Below are 18923 nucleotides of genomic sequence, written 5' to 3' on the forward strand. Positions count from 1 at the left end.
GCCGACGGGCGGGGCCGCGAGCGTGGCGCCGGTCAGGAACGGAACGGCGCGTAGGTGGTGTGCAGCAGGTCGTGCGCGAGGTGCGAGTTGGGCTCGCCGTAGAAGTCGGCGTAGAGGTCGAGGACGTCGGGGTTGTCCTGCGACTTGCGCAGCTCGGCGGAGCGGTCGATGTCGTACAGCACGCGCTCGCGCGCCTGGGCGACCTTCTCGGCCGCAGCGACCGGGTGACCGGCACCGTTGATGCAGCCGCCCGGGCAGGCCATGATCTCGATCATGTCCAGGCCGACGTCCTCGCCGGCGATGACCCGCCGGATCAGCGGCTCGGCGTTCGCCAGGCCGGAGATGACGCCGACCCGCACGTCCACCCCGCCCGCGGTGTAGCTCGCGGTCTTGACGCTCGTGGCGCCGCGCAGCTCGGTGAAGTCGACCGAGCCGGTGAGCGGCTCGCCGGCGAGCTTCTCGGCCGCCATCCGCATCGCGGCCTCTGCGACGCCGCCCGAGCTGCCGAAGATCACCCCGGCGCCCGAGGTCTTCGCGTAGGGCGCGTCGAACTCGCCGGGCGTGATGTCCGCCGGGTCGAGCCGGAGCATCTGGACCATCTCGAGGAACTCGGTGGTGGTCAGCACGGCGTCGACGTCGCGGAAGCCGTCCGAGGTGAACTCGGGCCGGGCCGCCTCGCCCTTCTTGGCGATGCACGGCATGAGCGAGACCACGTAGAGGTCCTCGGGTGCGATCCCGGCCCGGGTGGCGAAGTGGTTCCGCACCGTGGCACCCATCATCTGCTGGGGGCTCTTGCAGCTCGACAGGTGCGGGATCAGGTCGGGGTAGCGCTTCTCGACGAAGGTGACCCACCCGGGGCAGCACGAGGTGAACATCGGCATCACGCCGTCGTTGCCGACCCGGCCGAGGAACTCGGTGGCCTCCTCCAGGATCGTCAGGTCCGCGGCGAACGTGACGTCGAAGACCTTGTCGAACCCGACCGCGCGCATCATGCCCGCGACGAACGGCGTCACGTCCTGCGGCGCGATCCCGTACTCGGCGGCGATGACGGTGCGGACCGCGGGTGCGACGAACCCGACGACGGTCTTGGTGGGGTCGTTGATCGCGTCGAACACGCCGCACCGCTCGCGGACGTAGTCCAGCGCGCCGCACGGGCAGGCGCGCACGCACTGCCCGCACGAGACGCAGTCGGTCAGCTCCAGGGGCTCACCGTTGTGCGTGCCGACCCGCAGCAGACCGCCGGAGAACTGGTACGCGAGCACGCCCGGCCCCTCGACCTCGGCGCACGCCGCGACGCACCGCCCGCAGGAGATGCACTTGGAGTTGTCCCGCACGATGAACGGGTGGTCGCGCTCGATCCGCGTGGCGGGCCGGACGTGCAGCGGGGCGGCGAAGACCACGTCGTGCTCGGACGCCTCGGAGCGCAGCGAGCAGTCGTTCTGCTTCGCGCAGCCGCACTGCAGGCACCGCTCGGCCTCGGCCCGCGCCTGCTCCTCGGTGAAGCCGGTGGCGACCTCGACGAAGCTCGAGGTGCGCTCGGCGACGGCGAGCTCGGGCATCGACGCACGGGCCAGCTTGGGGACGAGCTCGAACTCGTCCCGGTCGAGGTCCTCCAGGGTCCCGCGGCTGCACGAGTAGTCCTCGTGCCCGGGCCGCACGTAGCCGAGGGACACGAAGTCGTCGATCGCCTCGGCGGCGCGCCGGCCGGCCGCCACCGCCTGGATCACGGTCGCCGGGCCGGTCGCGCAGTCGCCGCCGGCGAAGACCTTGGACTCCGAGGTGAGCTGGCTGCGGCCGTCGACGTCGATGTCGCCCCACTTGTTGAGGCGCACCGGCAGGTCGTTGTACAGGAATCCCGTGTCGGTGGCCTGGCCGATGGCCCCGATGATCGTGTCGGCCTCGACGACGAACTCGCTGCCCTCGATCGGCACCGGACGACGACGCCCGGACCGGTCCGGCTCGCCGAGCTCCATGCGCAGGCAGTGCAGCTGCTTCACGCCGCCGGGGCCGGTGGTGATCCGGCTCGGCGCGACGAGGTACTGCATCTCGACGCCCTCGTCGAGCGCCTCGTCGATCTCGTAGTGCTCCGCGGGCATCTCCTCGCGGGTACGGCGGTAGAGCAGGGTGACGCTGTCGGCGCCGTTGCGCAGCGCGGTACGGGTGCAGTCGATCGCGGTGTTGCCACCGCCGATGACGACCGTGCGGCCGAGCCGGATGTGCTCGCCCTTGGTGACCTGCTCGAGGTAGTTGATGCCCAGCCAGACGCCCTCGGCGTTGTCGCCGTCGACCCGCATCGGCGAGGCGCGCCACGAGCCGATCGCCAGGTAGACCGCGTCGAAGTCGCGGCGCAGGTCGGTCAGGTTGAGGTGGGTGCCGAGCTCCTTGCCGGTCACGATCCGGACCCCGAGCGCCTCGATCAGGCCGATCTCGGCGTCGAGCGTGGTCTTCGGCAGCCGGTACTCCGGGATGCCGTAGCGCATCATGCCGCCGGCGTTCGGCTGCTTCTCGAAGACGGTGACCTCGTGGCCGTTGATCGCGCTGTAGTACGCGGCCGAGAGCCCGGAGGGGCCGGCACCGATGACGGCGATCCGCTTGCCCGTCGGCGTGGCGACGCGCGGGAGCCAGGGCGTCTCGCGGGCCATGTCCCAGTCGGTCGCGAAGCGCTTGACGTGGTTGATGGCGACCGGCTCGTCCACCAGGTTGCGGCGGCAGGCCGACTCGCAGGGGTGCGGGCACACCCGGCCGCAGGCCGAGGGGAACGGGTTGCGGTCCTTGATCACCCGGATCGCGGCCTCGAAGTTCCCGACCGCCACGTGGCGCAGGTAGGTCTGGATGTCGATGTTCGCGGGACAGGTCTGCACGCAGGGTGCGACGCAGTCGGCGTTGTGGTCGCACAGCAGCTGCTGGAGGCGGACCTTGCGGTACTCCTCGAGGCGGTCGGTGTGGGTCCGGATGACCATCCCCTCGTGGACCGGGGTCAGGCAGGCCTTGACGTCGCGGGGGTCGGTGTCACCGACCTCGACCACGCACAGGCCGCAGTTCCCGTTGGAGCGTTCGAGCCTCGGGTCGTGGCACAGCGAGGGGACGTCGATCCCCTTCGCCTTGAGCGCGTGCAGGATCGTCTGGCCGTCGTCGACCTCGATCTCGCGACCGTTGACGGTGAGGGTCAGCAGGGACGAAGGAGCGGCCATGGTCTCTTCGGCGGAAGGCATGGGCGAGATCGTGCCGCCCGCGGGATTGATCTTTGGAGGGCATTGGTCCTACCACTTGCGGCGTACCCCGGATCGCCGTAAACCCCCACCCGTATAGGCCGCTGACCTGCGAACATGCTCGAGTCGGCGGCGCGCCTCAGCCACGGACCGACGTCCCGGACATGGGCGCCTGCGCCGGGTCGAAGGCCCGTCCCCGGGCCTCGGCGGCGCGACGTACGAGCGCCGTCGCCGCGACGAGATCGCCGCCGATCTCGGGGGCCAGAGCGGCCACCGCGGCCCGGCCGCTGCCCTGCCCCAGCCGCCAGGAGCGGCGAGCGCCGACCAGGTCCGGCGGGTACGGCTCGTAGGTCGCGGGGTCGGCCACGAGCCCGGCGAGGTGCAGCCCGGACTCGCAGGCGAAGATGTCGTCCCCGATTACCGGGGCGTGGCCGGGCACCGGGCGGCCGACCCGGGCGGAGAGCCGCGCCGCCGCCGTTCGCGCGGCCGGCAGGTCGTAGCTGCCGCCGCACCGCACGGCGAGCCACGCGGCGACCTCCTCGGTGCGCGAGATCCCGGCCCGCTCGCCCAGCCCGGTCAGGCTGACGTCCGCCCAGTGCGCGCCCGCCCGGAGCGCGGCGACCGCACCCGCGGTCGCCATGCCGAAGTCGTCGTGCACGTGGACGCCGACCTCCCCCGGGAACAGCGCCCGCACCCGCGCGACGAGGCGCGCGATCTCGCCGGGCTCCGCCACCCCCACCGTGTCGGCGAGCCGGACCCGGTCCGCCCCGGCCCGCGCAGCGGCCACGACGACGTCGTCGACGAACGCAGGGTCGGCACGCGTCGCGTCCTCGAGCCCGACGGACACGTAGCCGACGGCCGAGTGCGCCAGCGGGACGAGACACGCCAGCTGCTCCAGGGCCCACGCCCGGTCGACCCGCAACCGGGTCGTCAGGTGCAGGTCGGACACCGGAAGGGCGAAGGAGAGCACGTCCGGGCGCAGGGCCGCGGCCGCCTCGATGTCGTCCGGGCGGGCACGGCACCAGACCGCACGCCTCGCGCGTGGGGCCAGGTCCACCGCCGCGGCCAGCAGCTCGGCCAGCGGCGCGGGGTCGTACGCGACCTCGGCGACGGCGTGGCCCAGCTCGAGCTCCTCGACGCCGATCGCGCCCAGGTCGGCCACCAGGTCCAGGCGCTCGACCCTCGAGAGGTAGCGCACCGGAGCCTGGGAGCCCTCGCGCAGGGTCGAGTCGACCAGACCCACGGTCATGCCTCGGCGAGCCGGCTGTATCGGAGCCAGCGCTCGTCGACGGCTGCCTGAGCGCGGTCGAGCAGCTCCGCCGCACGTTCCGGGTCCGAGAGCGCGAGCCTGCGGTAGCGCGTCTCGGTCCCGTAGAAGGTCGCCAGCGGCGCCGAGGGCGCCTTGGAGTCCAGCTTGAACCTCGGCGCCGCCCCCGGGGCCGGCTCGGGGTGGTAGCGGTAGAGGAGCCAGTGCCCGGTGGCGACCGCAGCCCGTTGCTGGGCGACCGCCTGGGTCAGGTCCGCGCCCTGCTCCCGGCAGGGCGCGTAGGCGATCACCAGGGACGGGCCGTCGTAGGCCGCCGCCTCGTGCAGCGCGCGCACCGCCTGCGCCTCGTTCGCGTTGATCGCGATCTGCGCGACGTACACGTCCTGGTAGACCTGCGCCAGCCGGCCCAGGTCCTTCTTGCGGGTCTCCTTGCCCGAGGCGGCGAACTTCGCTGCGGCGCCGAGCGGCGTCGCCTTGGAGGCCTGGCCGCCGGTGTTCGAGTAGACCTCCGAGTCGAGCACCAGGACGTTGACGTTCTCCCCCGAGGCCAGCAGGTGGTCCAGGCCGCCGAAGCCGATGTCGTAGGCCCAGCCGTCGCCCCCGACGACCCACACGGACGTCGGCACGAGCGCGTCGGCGACCTCCCGCAGCGATCGCAGCTCCTCGTGGGTGCCGTCGGGGTCGCGCCGGTCCACGGCCTCGAGCAGGCGCGCGACGCGGTCCCGCTGGTCGGCCACGGCCTGCTCGTCGGTGACCGGGACCTCGCCCAGCAGGCCCGCGACCAGGTCGCCGTCCAGCGCGAGCTCGGACGCCGTGCGGCGCAGCAGGTCCCGGGCGAGCGCAGCCCGCTGGTCGGAGCCCCACGCCAGGCCCATGCCGAACTCCGCGTTGTCCTCGAACAGCGAGTTGTTCCAGGCCGGCCCACGCCCCGAGGCGTCGGTGGTCCACGGGGTCGTCGGCAGGTTGCCCCCGTAGATCGAGCTGCAGCCGGTCGCGTTCGCGACGACCATCCGGTCGCCGAGCAGCTGGCTGACCAGCTTCAGGTAGGGGGTCTCCCCGCAGCCGCTGCAGGCGCCGGAGAACTCGAACAGCGGCTGCAGGAGCTGCGAGCCGCGCACCGTGTTCGTGCGCACCGTGGTCCGATCCGTCTCCGGGATCGCGCGGAAGTGGTCGTAGCGGGCTCGTTCGGCCTCCCGCGACGCGGCGGCGGGCATCATCGTGAGCGCGGCCGACGGGCAGACCGCCTGGCACAGGGCGCACCCCGTGCAGTCGTCGGGTGCGACCTGGAGGGTCAGCTGCGCGTCGGTGTCCCGACCCGAGGCGTCCTTGGACAGGAACCCGTCGGGGGCCCCCGCCAGGTGCGAGGCGTCGTAGCTCTTCATCCGGATGGCGGCGTGCGGGCAGGCCAGGGTGCACTTGCCGCAGTCGATGCACATCATCGGGTCCCACACCGGCAGCTGCGTCGCGAGGCCACGCTTCTCGAGCGCCGCGGTCCCGGTCGGGAACGTCCCGTCCGGCGGCAGGGCGCTCACCGGCAACAGCTCACCCTCCCCCGCGATGAGGCGACGGATGGTCGCGTGCTCCGCGGGCCCACCACCGTCGGCTCCGGGCGCGCCCGGCTCACCGTCGTCCGCGCCTGGAGCCTCGGCCGCGGCGCCGTCCGGCACCACGACCTTCGTCATCGCCGCGACGGCCGCGTCGATGGCAGCCAGGTTGGCCGCGACGATGTCCGCGCCCCTCGACGCGTAGGTCGTGCGCGCGCTGGCCTTGATCAGCTCGATCGCCTCGTCGGTCGGCAGCACGTCGCTCAGTGCGAAGAAGCACGCCTGCATCACCGTGTTGATCCGGCCGCCCAGCCCGGCCCGGCGGGCGACCTTCGCGGCGTTGACCGTGTAGACCGTGAGGTCCTTGTCGATGACCGTGCTGCGCGCCGCGGCGGGCAGCTTCGACCAGGCGACGTCTCCGCGGTGCGGCGAGGCCAGCAGCACCGTCGCGCCCGGGCGCGCGACGTCCAGCACCGGGAGCCGGCTCAGCAGCGCGAGCTGGTGCACCCCGACGAAGTCCGCCTGCTCCACGAGGTACGGCGCGTCGATCGGCTCGGCGCCGAACCTCAGGTGGGAGACCGTGGTCGACCCCGACTTCTTCGAGTCGTAGACGAAGTAGCCCTGGGCCCACTGGCCGGCGTTCTCGCCGATCAGCGTGACCGACGCCTTGTTCGCGCCCACGGTCCCGTCGGATCCGAGGCCGAAGAAGACCGCCTGCTTGGACCGGGTCGGCAGGCGGAACTCGGGGTCGACGTCGAGGCTCAGGTGGGTCACGTCGTCGGTGATGCCGACCGTGAAGCGCCGCTTGACCGGGCGGCCGGCCGCGAGGAACGCGAGCTCGGCGAACACTGCGGCGGCGTGTCGCGGGGCGAACTCCTTCGAGCCGAGCCCGTAGCGTCCGCCGATCACGCGCGGGGGCCGCGGCGAGTGCTCGCTCAGCGCGGTGACGACGTCGAGGTGCAGCGGTTCCGCGGTCGCACCGGGCTCCTTGACCCGGTCGAGCACGGCGACGCTCGTGACGGTCCGGGGCAGGGCGGCCGCGAGCTCCATCGCGGGGAACGGCCGGTACAGGCGGACGTACAGCATGCCGACACGCTCCCCGGCGGCGTTGAGCGCGTCGACCGTGGCGCGCACCGTGCGGGCCGCGGAGCCCATCACCACCACGACCCGGTCGGCCTGCGGGTCGCCGTGGTACTCGACGAGGTCGTACCGCCGCCCCGTGAGGTCGGCGAACCTCGCCATCGCTGCCGTGACGTGCCCGGGCGCCGCGTCGTAGACCGGGTTGGCGGCCTCGCGGCCCTGGAAGAACACGTCCGGGTTCTGGGCGGTGCCCCGCAGCACCGGGCGCGTGGGCGTCATGGCCCGGCGCCGGTGGGCCAGCACGGCGTCGTCGTCGACCATGGCGCGCAGCTGGTCGTCGGACAGAATCGCGACCCGGTTGATCTCGTGCGACGTGCGGAACCCGTCGAAGAAGTGCAGGAACGGCAGCCCGGCGGTCAACGACGCGGCGTGCGTGATCGCGGCGATGTCGTGCGCCTCCTGCACCGTGCTCGACGACAGCATCCCCCACCCGGTGGAGCGGGCGGCCATCACGTCGGAGTGGTCACCGAAGATGCTCAGGGCGTGGGTCGCGACCGCACGCGCGGCCACGTGGAGCACCGCCGGCGTGAGCTCACCGGCGATCTTGAACATGTTCGGGAGCATCAGGAGCAGCCCTTGCGAGCTCGTGAAGCTGGTGGCCAGCGCACCGCTCTGCACGGCCCCGTGCAACGCACCGACGGCGCCGGCCTCGGACTGCATCTGCACGACCCTGGGCACCTGGCCCCAGATGTTCGTCCGCCCGCGAGCGCTCCAGGCGTCCGCAGCCTCGCCCATCGGGGACGCGGGGGTGATCGGGTAGAGCGCGCAGATGTCGCTCAGCCGGTGCGCGACCGACGCCGCGGCCTCGTTGCCGTCGATGCACGCCCAGGTGTCGCCGACGGGTTCCCGGGCGGCGCCCACCGGATCGGTGCGGGTGGTTGTCGTGGTCATGTCTCCTCCGGTGGATGTGGTCCGTCGCGTGCGGGACGCCTAGCAGCCGGTCCCGGAGCCTGAGCACGAGGTCGCGCAGTCCCGTGGCGCGAGCGCCCGCCGTGGTGTGCGCCCTGCGTAGACGTCGGTGACGACGTCGCTGATCAGCCCGTCGGACTCGTACACGCTGACGCCCGCGCCCTGGAGCACCATGCGCGGCGACTCGCCGAGCTGGTGGCAGATCAGCGCCCGGCAGTCGGACAGCAGGCCCGCGAGCCTCGCCCAGCGCGCGCCGCCGCCCCCCGGCGGCGGCGTGTCGCGGCACTCCACGAGTCGCGGCGTGATCCGCCCGTCGATGTCGGCGTTCTCGTAGATGCGCACCTGCTCCGCTCCCCCGAGGTGCTGGTTGACCAGGTACCCCTCCTGCGTGCAGACCGCGACGTAGGGCCGCGCCGTGGCCGGCCGCCGCGCGGCGAACAGCCGCGAGACGGCGTCCCCGTCGTAGTCGTCGTCGAGCATCCCGACCGCATCGGCCCGGCAGCGCTGGCAGTGCGTCATCTGCGGCAGGAAGGGCGCGGCGGCGAGCCGGGCGCCGGCCACCTCCGCGGTGGACGGGGCACCGAGCTCCCCGAACGGCGTCCCGTCCACCGGGTACAGGGGCATCGCGTTCATCGTGTCCGCGCCGAGCTCGGCGGCGACGCGCGCGACGTCGGCGACGCCCGCGAGCGTCACGCCGGGCACGAGGACCGTGTTGACCTTGACCGTGACGCCGCGCTCCTTGAGCCCACTGATGGCCTCGATCTGGCGCGAGATCAGCAGGTCGCCGGCCGGGACGCCACGGTAGACCTCGCCGCGCCCGTCCCGCACCCACCGGTACACCTGGGCGGCGACCTCGGGGTCCACGGTGCTCATCGTGATCGTCACGTGGCTGATCCCGAGCTCGGCGATCTCGTCCATGTGCGCCGGCACACCGAGACCGTTGCTGGACACGCACAGCAGCAGGTCCGGGTGACGTTCCTTGACCAGGCGCAGGGTCCGCAGCGTCTTGTCCGCGTTCGCGAACGGGTCACCGGGTCCGGCGATGCCGACGACGGCGAGGTTCGGCACCTCGCGGCGGACCTGGTCGACGTAGTCGGCGGCCTGCTCGGGCGACAGCACCGTGGACGACACGCCCGGACGGCTCTCCGAGACGCAGTCGAACTTGCGGTTGCAGTAGTTGCACGCGACGTTGCAGCGCGGCGCGACGGGGAGGTGGACGCGCGCGGTCCGGGCCCGGGCCGCCTCGTCGAAGCACGGGTGGTCCGTCATCGGCACCCGGTCCGGGGTCCGCTCGGCACCCGGCAGGGCCCCGAGCGCCGACCCGCCGGTCGGCGACGCGACGGTGGCGTCGTCGGCCGACGCGGCGTACGTCTGCGTGGTGGTCATGAGGTCTCCTCACATGTAGGCGTAGCCGACTGCGGACTCGTCCTGACGGCGTTCGATCAGGGCGTTGGTCACCCGGTCGAAGAGCTCCTGCGTGCCTCGGTACCCGAGGTGCCGGGTCCGGGCCGCGCCGACCCGGTCGTGGATCGGCAGCCCCACCCGCACCAGGGGCACGTCGAGTGCGCGGGACAGCGGGTAGCCCCTCGAGTGGCCGACGAGCAGGTCCGGTGAGAGCGCGCGGACGAGCTCCTCGACCTCGGCGAAGTCGCCGTCGTCGACCACGGTGACCCTGCCGTCGAGCTCCGGGGCGAGGCGTACGAGCTCGGCGGCCAGCCGGCCGGAGCGCCCACCGGTCACGCACGCCGCAGGGGTGACCCCGATCTCGGCGAGCCACACCGCGAGGCCGAGCACCAGGTCCTCGTCGCCGAACAGCACGGCGGTCCGCTCCGCGAGGTACTTGTGCCCGTCGACGTAGGCGTCCACCAGCCGGCCCCGCTCGGCGTCCAACCAGTGCGGGGCGGTGCCTCCGAGCCCCTCAAGGGTCTCGACCAAGGCGTCGGTGAGCCGGATGCCGATCGGCAGGGCGAGCCGGTGGTGCGCGACGCCGAACCGGTCCTCCAGCAGCTCACCGGCCAGCGCGGTGCCGGGTGACACCAGACCGCCCAGGGTCACCGCGGCGCGGGCCCGGCACGCGGCAGCGGCCTCGGCGAGCGGCGTGCCGCCCGGTGGGAGCCGCTGGTACTCCTCGGCCACCCCCGCGTCGAGGCGGTCGCTGATGTCCGGGACGAGCAGGTGGGACAGGCCGAAGCCGTCGACGACCTCGCGAAGGTGCCGCAGGTCGGCGGGCGAGACGAGGCCCGGCAGGACCACGACCTGCTCGGTGGGTGCGCCCGGCTCGGCGAGTGCCCCGACGGTGGCCGCGACCGCGGCCTGGTAGCCGTCGACGTGGGTGCCCGCGTAGGCCGGCGTCGAGACGTGCACGAGAGCCGGTGCGGCGCCGGTCGGTGACACCGATCCGTCCGCCGCCGGGTCGGCAGGTTCGGGGCGGCAGCCGTCGATCCGGGCCAGCGCACCGCCGACGTCCTCACCGATCGTCTCGGTCAGGCACGTGGTGGCGACCCCGATCATCGCGGGCCGGTACACCCGCGCGACGTTCGCGATCCCGTCGACGAGGGCGGACTCCCCGCCGAACACCGTCGAGGACTCCGCGATGCTCGACGAGGCGATGTCCATCGGCTCCCTGAAGTGGCTGATCAGGTAGCGCCGGATGTAGGTCGCGCAGCCCTGGGACCCGTGCAGGAACGGGACGGTGCCTTCGAACCCGGCGAGCGCGAGGCTCGCCCCGAGCGGCATGCACATCCGGCACGCGTTGGTCGTGGAGACCGAACGGACCGGGGTGGGCGCGGCGACCCGGGCGGTGTCGGCGAGGGCCATCAGCACATCACCTCGATCGCGGCGCCGGCCGCGGCGCGCCCGGTGTGCGCGGTCGTTCCGGACCGGCCGGCCCGGGCACGCCTCGGGGTGAACTGCCAGACCGGGCTGCACACCGAGGCACGTACCTCGCGAGCGAAGTTCGCCATCCCGACGAAGCCCTCGAGCGGGACCTTGCGCTCGTGGTTGTGGTCGCAGAACGCGACACCCATCTTGTAGGCCATCGGACGCTCCTTGACCCCGCCGATGAACAGGTCGACGTCCTCGGTCGCCATGAACTGGGAGAGCTCGGCCGGGTTGGAGTCGTCCACGATCACCGTGCCGGGGTCGCACAGCTCGGCGAGGTAGCGGTAGTCCTCGGCGGTGCCGGTCTGGCTGCCCACCAGCGCCGTGCGCACACCGAGCAGACGCAGCGCCTTGACCAGTGAGATCGCCTTGAAGGCACCGCCGACGTAGATGGCCGCGCGCTTGCCCTCGAGGTCGGCGCGGCACTCGTCGATCACCGGGAGCACCGTCGCGATCTCCTCGGCGACCAGCGCTCGGGTCCGGTCGAGCATCTCGGGGTCCTTGAAGTGCTCGGCGATGCCGTAGAGCGCGGCGGCCATGTCGTCCAGGCCGAAGTACGACACCTTCTGGAACGGCGTGCCGTAGGCCTGCCGGAGCTGCTGCGCGAGCCTCGTGGTGCTCCCCGAGCACTGCACCAGGTTCAGTCCTGCGCCGTGCGCGCGACGGATGTCGTCCACCCGGCCGTCGCCGGTCAGGTTCGCCACGACCGTGACGCCCATCCGGCGCAGGTACTCCTGGATGATCCAGATCTCCCCCGCGAGGTTGAAGTCGCCCAGCAGGTTCACGCTGTGCCGCGGGATGCCCGCGGTGTCGCCCGTGCCGACCAGGCTCATCAGGGCCTCGCACGCGGCGTCGTAGCCCTTGCGCTTCGACCCCTGGAAACCTTCCGAGCGCACCGGGATGACCGGGATCCCGGTGCGCTCGGACACGGCCCGGCACACCGCGTCGACGTCGTCGCCGATGACGCCGACGATGCAGGTCGCGTACACGAAGGCGGCTCGGGGCGAGTGGCGCGCGATCAGCTCGTCGAGGCTCTCCTCGAGCTGGCGCTCGCCGCCGAAGACCACGTGCCGTTCGCGCAGGTCGGTCGAGAAGCTGAGCCGGTGGAGCTCGGGGCCGCTGGACAGCGCCCCGCGGATGTCCCAGGTGTAGACCGCGCACCCGATCGGACCGTGCACCAGGTGGATCGCGTCCGCGATCGGGTAGAGCACCACACGGGACCCGCAGAACGTGCACGCGCGCTGGCTCACCGAACCGGACGTGGACTGCCGGTCGCAGTCCAGGTCGACGCCGCCCGTGCCGGCCCGGGCGACCTGGCGGGCTCGGGCGGCGAGGACCTCGGTCACGTCACATCACCAGCTCGAACTCGTGGTCCGGGGCGTCGCGGTCGCGCCGGTCGAGCAGCGCGTCGGTCATCCGGCTGACCAGCCGGATGGCTCCCGCGTAGCCCAGGGTCGGCAGCAGGCTGTGCCCAGCGCGGTCCAGGATCGGCCAGCCGACCCGGACGAACGGGATGTCCTCGGCGCGGGCGATGTGCTTGCCGTAGCTGTTGCCGAGCAGGAGGTCCACCGGCTCGTTCTTGATCCACTGGTGCAGCAGGAACAGGTCCTTCTCGCCGCCGATGTTCGAGTGCGGTGCCTTGTCGCCGAGGATGCGGGTCGCCTCGGCGACGAACCGCTTGCCCGGCGTGCCGGTCAGCACGTGGACCGGGTGCATGCCGAGGTCGCGGCAGAACTCGGTGAGCGCGAGCACGTGGTCGGGGTCACCGAAGATCGCGACCTTGACGCCGTGCAGGTGCTGCTGGACGTCCACGATGAGGTCGACCAGGCGACCGCGCTCGGCCTCGAGGTCCGCGCCGATCGCACCGCCGCGGCGGGCCAGGACCTGCAGGAAGCGGTCCGTCGCGGAGATCCCGATCGGCAGGTCCAGGAGCTCGCGGGGTACGCCGGACTTGTCCTCGACCGCGACCGCTGCGGGTCGCGACGCCCAGTAGCCGAGCCCGAGGGTGGCCTCGGCCCGCCCGAGGTTCTGCAGCTGCTCGATGGTGGTGCCGCCGTCCGGGTAGAACTGGTGGTGCCCGGTCTGCGGAGCGTCCATGACGCCCGAGGTGTCCGGGAAGAGCACCGGCCGAAGACCCGTGGCCTCGGCCAGGCGCCGCAGCTCGCGCATGTCGGACGGGTCCACGAAGCCCGGCACGATGTTGATCTGCGCGCGGTCGCCGCCGCGCTTCTTGGACTCGATCGGCGTGGCGAAGGCCTTGGCCATCGCGGCGGCCATGTTCGCGAAGCCCACGACGTGCGAGCCGGAGTAGCTGGGGGTGTTCGCGTGGATCACGTGCTTGCTCGCGGGGATGATCTCCTGGCGGCGGGCTTCCCCGACGATCTGCGGGATGTCGTCGCCGATGGTCTCCGACAGGCACGTGGTGTGCACCGCCACGATGTCCGGGTCGTAGGTGGTGAACACCGTGGCCAGGCCCTGGAGCAGGTTCGGCTGGCCGCCGAACACCGAGGCGCCCTCGGTGAACGAGCTGGTGGCCGCCATCACCGGCTCGCGGAAGTGCCGCGTGAGGTGGCTGCGGTGGTACGAGCAGCAGCCCTGGCTGCCGTGGCTGTACGGCAGGCAGCGGTGGATGCCGAGCGCGGCGTAGAGCGCGCCGATCGGCTGGCAGGTCTTGGCCGGGTTGATGCGGAGCGCGGTGCGCTCCATCACGGGCGTCGGGGTGTGGTCGAGCATGGCCGTCCTCGGGTCTCTGGGCGCGCGGCACCGACGCGCGTCGGCGCGACCGGTCTCGCTGGGGTGGGGTGTCGGGTGGGGTGTGGCGGCGCTCAGCCGACCGGTGCGGGCGCTGTGGCCCAGGGCGGTGTGACCAGCCGCCACACCTGCGCGTTCACCATGCGATCGATCTCGGTGTAGAAGTTGATCGCGCCCTTGAAGCCCGCGTAGGGGCCGCCGGAGTCGTAGTTGTGCAGCTGCTTGCAGGGCACGCCCATCTTCTCGATGACGTACTTGTCCTTGATCCCGGAGCAGACGACGGCCGGCTGGTACTCGGCGATGAGGCGCTCGAGCTCGGCGTGGCTGATGTCGTCGACCACCATGGCGCCCTTGGCCATCTGCGCCATCATCCCGTCGTACTCGCCGAGCCGGACGCCGCGCTCCGCGAGCTCGGCGATCTCGTCCGGGCTCTTGCGCTGCTCGTAGGCGTCCGGGTCGGCCGCGACGGTGAGCTCCTCGATGTTCTTCGAGTCGGCGTCGACGGTGATCGTCGGCATGACGACGCTGCCCTCGTAGTCGTCGCGGTGCGCGAACTCGTACCCCGCCGCGACCACCGGCATGCCGATGTCGGCGAACAGCGACTGGTAGTGGTGGGCTCGGGACCCGCCCACGTAGAGCATGACCGGCTTGCCGCCGACCCGGCTGAGCACCTCGGCCCGGACCGGCTCGAGGGCGGCCAGCTCCTCGGCGATCACCTGCTCGACCCGGTCGATCAGCACGGCGTCGTCGAAGTACCGCGCGATCTTCCGCAGCGACTTGGCGGTCGCCTCGGCGCCGATGAAGTTCACCTTGAGCCACGGGATGCCGTACTTGGTCTCCATCATCTCGGCCATGTAGTTGATCGAGCGGTGGCACATCACGAGGTTGAGGTTGGCGTCCGCCGAGCGCGCCAGGTCGGAGTACTGGGCGTTGCCGCTGAACGTCGAGACCAGCTCGATGCCGCACCGTGCGAAGACCCGCTCGAGCTCGAACGCGTCGCCGCCGATGTTGTACTCGCCGAGCAGGTTGACCCGGATCGGGTTGACCTTGAGCTCGTCGGGCAGCTGCTCGGTGCCGACCACGTGCTTGAACAGCCCGTTGTTGGCGATGTGGTGGCCGGCGCTCTGGCTGACGCCCTTGTAGCCCTCGCAGGAGAACCCGAACACGTTGATGCCGAGCTCCTCGCGGGCCTGGGCCGCGACGGCGTGCACGTCGTCGCCGATCAGGCCGACCGGGCAGGTCGCGAAGACGGCGATCGCCTTGGGGTGGAGCAGCTCGTAGGCCTCGCGGATCGCGGCGAGCAGCTTCTTCTCACCGCCGAAGATGATCTCGTTCTCGGTCATGTCGGTGGTGAACGTGTAGGGCAGGTAGTTCGCCTCGCCCTCGGGGACGATGGCCTGGTTGCGCCGCGTCATCCACGAGTAGTACGAGCAGCCGACCGGTCCGTGCACGATGTGCACGATGTCGGTCACCGGACCGAGGACCACGCCCTTGCAGCCCGCGTAGCAGCACCCTCGCTGGGTGATGATGCCCGGCACGGTGCGCGAGTTGGCCTCGATCGTCGGGATCGTGGACGGGTCGTTGACCCGGATGTGCTTGGACCGCTTGCGTCCCACCTTCGGCGGGTACGACTCGACGAGCGCGGTGGCGAGCGCGGCTCCGTCCGGGGTGTCCCGCGGCAGCGGGACGGCCAGCTCCGGGCCCAGCTCGCGGTTCGCCACCGCGAGCTGCGCCGCCGAGATCTGGTCCAGCTCGGTCATGGGATCAGGGTTCATGGATCGCTCCCGTCGAGGCCGTGCCGGTCAGGCCGCGAGCAGACCGTGCTCGAGCAGGAGCTCCTCGAGGCGATCGGTCTCCATCGGCTTGGGGATGACGAAGCTCTCGTTCGCCTCGATCGCCATCGCGAGCCGGCGGTACTCCTCGGCCTGGTTGCAGGCGGGGTTCCACTCGATGACGGTCTTCTTGTTGATCTCGGCGCGCTGGACGTCGTTGTCCCGCGGCACGAAGTGGATCATCTGGGTGCCGAGCTCGCGCGCGAAGTGGTCGATGAGCTCGTACTCGTTGTCGACGTTGCGGCTGTTGCAGATGATCCCGCCGACCCGCACCTTGCCGGTGTTGGCGAACTTCTGCACGCCCTTGCAGATGTTGTTGGCCGCGTACATGGCCATCATCTCGCCGGAGGCCACGATGTAGATCTCCTCGGCCTTGCCCTCCCGGATCGGCATCGCGAAGCCGCCGCAGACGACGTCGCCGAGGACGTCGTAGAAGACGTAGTCGAGCTGCTCGGAGTCGTCGTAGGCGCCGAGCTGCTCGAGCAGGTTGATCGAGGTGATGATGCCGCGGCCCGCGCAGCCCACGCCGGGCTCGGGGCCGCCGGACTCGACGCACTTGGACTCGGCGAAGCCGTCCGCTCGGACGTCGTCGAGCTCGACGTCCTCACCCTCGATGCGCAGGGTGTCCAGGACGCTGCGCTGGGCCAGGCCGCCGAGCAGCAGCCGGGTCGAGTCGGCCTTGGGGTCGCAGCCGACGACCATGACCTTGCGCCCCATCTCGCTCAGGCCGGCGACGGTGTTCTGCGTGGTGGTGGACTTGCCGATGCCGCCCTTGCCGTAGATCGCGATCTTGCGCATGTCGATGACCTCTCCCCTGGGTGCCGGTGTCGGGGACGGCCGGGTAGCGATCGGCGGTGGCTCGCCGCGGAACGGCGGGCGTCCGGGCCTGGGTTCCAGGTCCTTGCCGCTGAGGCTGCCTCGCCGTCTGAATGCCAGGTTCGTCGCCCGTTGTTGCCGTCGAAATGAATTGATGTAACTTCCGTGTGAATCGCGCCGACCGCAATTCGGGACGTAGGTCCCTCGATGATTCTTTGCCGGTGCTATTAGGCTCCGTTCCAGACGTTTTCTCGCATTTGCGGAACGTTCCTACGGCGCGGCGTCCGCACCTGCGGCGGACGTCCCGCGGCACGGCGAACCGAAGCTCAGCGACACGACCCGGTCCGCCAGCTCGCGTGCGTCCTGCGGGTCGTGCGTCACGAGCACCGTCGGGCGCGTGCCGTCCAGCACCTCCGAGCGCAGCAGGTCGCGGACGGCCGGTCGGCTCGCGAGGTCGAGAGCCGCGAACGGCTCGTCGAGCAGCACCACGTCGGGGGCGCACGCCAGCGACCTGGCGAGCGCGACCCGCTGCGCCTGCCCGCCGGACAGCTGCGCACCGCAGCGCCGGCCGCAGTCGGCCACACCGAGTCGATCGAGCCACCCTGCCGCTCGGCGTCGCGCCTCGCGCCGGCGCACGCCCGCGGCCCGCAGGCCGAACGCGACGTTCTCGAGGGCCGACAGGTGCGGGAAGACGAGGTGCTGCTGGAAGACCAGGCCGCAGCGGCGTCGTTCCGGCGGGACGTGCGTGCCGGCCCGCACGTCGCTCAGGACGCGGCCGCCCAGGCGCACGTGACCGTCGTCGAGCCGGACGAGCCCCGCAACGGCGTGCAGGAACGTGGTCTTGCCGGCGCCGTTGGACCCGACCAGCGCGACCGTCTCGCCCGGTTCGACCGCCAGCGCGAGGTCCAGGACGAAGTCGGCGCGCCGGACGACGACGTGCGCATCGAGACTCATGAGGGCCCTCCCGACGGCCTGAGCCAGCGCGACCGGAGCGCGACCAGGACGGCCACGGAGGTGACGATCAGGACCAGCGACAGCGCGACGGCGAGCTCCGGGTCGCTCTCCATGGCGAGGTAGATCGCGAGCGGCATGGTGCGGGTCACGCCGGGGAGGCTGCCCGCGAACGTCACGGTGGCGCCGAACTCGCCCATCGCGCGAGCGAAGCACAGCACCGCGCCGGCGACGACACCCGGCCCGACCAGCGGCAGGGTCACCCGGCGGAACACGTACCACCGCGACGCACCGAGCGTCGCCGCGGCCCGCTCGAGGCTGACGTCGGCGCTGCGCAGCGCACCGTCCACCGACAGGACCAGGAACGGCATCGCGACGAAGGCCTCGGCGATCACCACCGCGCCCGTCGTGAACGGGATGCTCACGCCGAGCCAGGCGTCGAGGTGCCGGCCGACCAGACCCCGCCGCCCGAGCAGCGCGAGCAGTGCGACACCACCGACCACGGGCGGGAGCACCATCGGCACGGTCACGACCGAGCGCACCACGCCCCGGCACGGCAGGGTCGTGCGGGCGAGCGCCCACGCCAGGGGGACGCCGAGCACCAGGCACAGCGCGGTGGCCGCGGTGGCCGTACGCAGCGAGAGCCACAGCGCCTCGAGCGCCGGTCCCGAGACGGCGAGGCCCAGCAGGCGGCCCCACGGCGCGCCGAGCAGCAGGGCGACGAAGGGGGCGACGACGAACACGAGTCCGGTCCCGGCGAGCAGGGCGAGCCCGACCGAGGTGCGCTCGCGTGGCCGACGCGCGGTCCCGACCGGCCGCGGCCCCGGGCTCCTGGCGACGCCGGTCTCAACCATCGACACCGGCGCTCTCCGGCGAGCCGAACCCGGCCGCCGCCAGCACCGCCTGGCCGGGTTCGGCCAGCACGTACTCGACGAAGGCACGAGCGAGGTCGGGCTCGTCGGTGCCCGTCACGACGGAGATCCAGTAGTCGTTGCGGACCACGTCGGCCCCGGCCACGTCGATGCCCTCGACGTCGTCACCGGCACTCGCGACGTCGGTGCGGTACACGAGGCCCGCGTCGACCTCGCCCAGGATCACCTTCGTCAGCACGGCCCGGACGTCCTGCTCGTAGGTGTCCGGCGCCGCGGTCACACCCGCGCCGGCGAGGACCGCGGCGGCGGCCGCCCCGCACGGCACCTCCTCGGCGCACAGCGCGACGGTCAGCCCGGGGTCGGCGAGGTCGGCGAGCCCGGTGACGCCGCCCGGGTTGCCCGCCGGCACCGCGATCTCGAGCGTGTTGGTGGTGAAGACCTCGGGCGGCCCGGTCATCGCCGCGGCGGTGTCCATGGTCGCGGTGCTCGCGGTCGCGAGCACGTCGGCCGGCGCCCCGGCGATCACCTGCTGGGCGAGCACCGCGGAGCCGGCGAAGCTGAACGACACCGTGACGCCCGGGTTGGCCGCCTCGAAGGCGTCGCCGATCTCGGCGAACACGTCGGTGAGCGACGCCGCGGCCAGCACGGTGAGCTCGCCGCCGTCCTCGGACCGCTCGTGCCCGTCCGGGCCGGAGCACGCCGTGATGCCCAGCACGAGGGCCCCGAGGGCCACCCCCACGGCCATCGAGCCA

12 protein-coding genes are annotated in these 18923 nt (G+C 72.3%); all 12 read right to left on the reverse strand.

The features are described 5' to 3' along the window. Positions 1-32: 32 nt before the first annotated feature. The 12 genes from OEB99_RS05955 to modA all read right to left on the reverse strand — a co-directional run bounded on the left by OEB99_RS05955 (position 33) and on the right by modA (position 18916). Complete coding sequence (locus OEB99_RS05955; RefSeq protein ID WP_263508994.1) at positions 33-3212, reverse strand: NAD(P)-binding protein; 3180 nt, start codon at positions 3210-3212, stop codon at positions 33-35. 136 nt (positions 3213-3348) lie between these two features. Beyond that, complete coding sequence (locus OEB99_RS05960; RefSeq protein WP_263508996.1) at positions 3349-4458, reverse strand: LeuA family protein; 1110 nt, start codon at positions 4456-4458, stop codon at positions 3349-3351. Next, positions 4455-8051, reverse strand: a complete 3597-nt coding sequence (gene nifJ / locus OEB99_RS05965; protein WP_263508997.1) for a pyruvate:ferredoxin (flavodoxin) oxidoreductase — start codon at positions 8049-8051, stop codon at positions 4455-4457. Before nifJ ends, OEB99_RS05960 begins: the two co-directional genes overlap by 4 nt. Before the next feature lie 39 nt (positions 8052-8090). Continuing rightward, positions 8091-9455, reverse strand: coding sequence for a radical SAM protein (locus tag OEB99_RS05970; protein WP_263508998.1), 1365 nt, complete (start codon positions 9453-9455; stop codon positions 8091-8093). Positions 9456-9464: 9 nt separating this feature from the next. Beyond that, entirely contained in the window at positions 9465-10886 is a 1422-nt protein-coding gene (locus tag OEB99_RS05975; protein ID WP_263509000.1) for a nitrogenase component 1, read from the reverse strand. Continuing rightward, positions 10886-12295 carry a nitrogenase iron-molybdenum cofactor biosynthesis protein NifE gene (gene nifE / locus OEB99_RS05980; protein ID WP_263509001.1) on the reverse strand — a complete coding sequence of 470 codons (1410 nt, stop codon included), beginning with the start codon at positions 12293-12295 and terminating at the stop codon, positions 10886-10888. Before nifE ends, OEB99_RS05975 begins: the two co-directional genes overlap by 1 nt. A gap of 1 nt (position 12296) precedes the next feature. Further along, entirely contained in the window at positions 12297-13682 is a 1386-nt protein-coding gene (gene nifK, locus OEB99_RS05985) for a nitrogenase molybdenum-iron protein subunit beta (protein ID WP_263509003.1), read from the reverse strand. Between the two features lie 92 nt (positions 13683-13774). After that, positions 13775-15460, reverse strand: a complete 1686-nt coding sequence (locus OEB99_RS05990) for a nitrogenase component I subunit alpha (protein WP_263509004.1) — start codon at positions 15458-15460, stop codon at positions 13775-13777. Between the two features lie 42 nt (positions 15461-15502). Continuing rightward, complete coding sequence (gene nifH / locus OEB99_RS05995; RefSeq protein WP_263509005.1) at positions 15503-16330, reverse strand: nitrogenase iron protein; 828 nt, start codon at positions 16328-16330, stop codon at positions 15503-15505. 288 nt (positions 16331-16618) lie between these two features. After that, positions 16619-17302, reverse strand: coding sequence for a sulfate/molybdate ABC transporter ATP-binding protein (locus tag OEB99_RS06000; RefSeq protein ID WP_263509006.1), 684 nt, complete (start codon positions 17300-17302; stop codon positions 16619-16621). Beyond that, positions 17299-18153, reverse strand: a complete 855-nt coding sequence (modB, locus tag OEB99_RS06005; protein ID WP_411910672.1) for a molybdate ABC transporter permease subunit — start codon at positions 18151-18153, stop codon at positions 17299-17301. The genes OEB99_RS06000 and modB overlap by 4 nt, the downstream gene beginning before the upstream one ends. After that, on the reverse strand, positions 18146-18916 hold the full coding sequence (modA, locus tag OEB99_RS06010; RefSeq protein ID WP_263509008.1) for a molybdate ABC transporter substrate-binding protein: 771 nt from the start codon (positions 18914-18916) through the stop codon (positions 18146-18148). The genes modB and modA overlap by 8 nt, the downstream gene beginning before the upstream one ends. Positions 18917-18923: the final 7 nt, after the last annotated feature.

The organism is Actinotalea endophytica (assembly GCF_025717005.1).
Taxonomy (GTDB): Bacteria; Actinomycetota; Actinomycetes; order Actinomycetales; family Cellulomonadaceae; genus Actinotalea.

Bases quoted from the DNA above. Each gene is read 5' to 3' on its own strand.
- nifH (WP_263509005.1), bottom strand. From the start codon at position 16,330: ATGCGCAAGATCGCGATCTACGGCAAGGGCGGCATCGGCAAGTCCACC.
- nifJ (WP_263508997.1), bottom strand. From the start codon at position 8,051: ATGACCACGACAACCACCCGCACCGATCCGGTGGGCGCCGCCCGGGAA.
- OEB99_RS05975 (WP_263509000.1), bottom strand. From the start codon at position 10,886: ATGGCCCTCGCCGACACCGCCCGGGTCGCCGCGCCCACCCCGGTCCGT.
- OEB99_RS05955 (WP_263508994.1), bottom strand. From the start codon at position 3,212: ATGCCTTCCGCCGAAGAGACCATGGCCGCTCCTTCGTCCCTGCTGACC.
- modB (WP_411910672.1), bottom strand. From the start codon at position 18,153: ATGGTTGAGACCGGCGTCGCCAGGAGCCCGGGGCCGCGGCCGGTCGGG.
- nifK (WP_263509003.1), bottom strand. From the start codon at position 13,682: ATGCTCGACCACACCCCGACGCCCGTGATGGAGCGCACCGCGCTCCGC.
- modA (WP_263509008.1), bottom strand. From the start codon at position 18,916: ATGGCCGTGGGGGTGGCCCTCGGGGCCCTCGTGCTGGGCATCACGGCG.
- OEB99_RS05990 (WP_263509004.1), bottom strand. From the start codon at position 15,460: ATGACCGAGCTGGACCAGATCTCGGCGGCGCAGCTCGCGGTGGCGAAC.
- OEB99_RS05960 (WP_263508996.1), bottom strand. From the start codon at position 4,458: ATGACCGTGGGTCTGGTCGACTCGACCCTGCGCGAGGGCTCCCAGGCT.
- OEB99_RS05970 (WP_263508998.1), bottom strand. From the start codon at position 9,455: ATGACCACCACGCAGACGTACGCCGCGTCGGCCGACGACGCCACCGTC.
- OEB99_RS06000 (WP_263509006.1), bottom strand. From the start codon at position 17,302: ATGAGTCTCGATGCGCACGTCGTCGTCCGGCGCGCCGACTTCGTCCTG.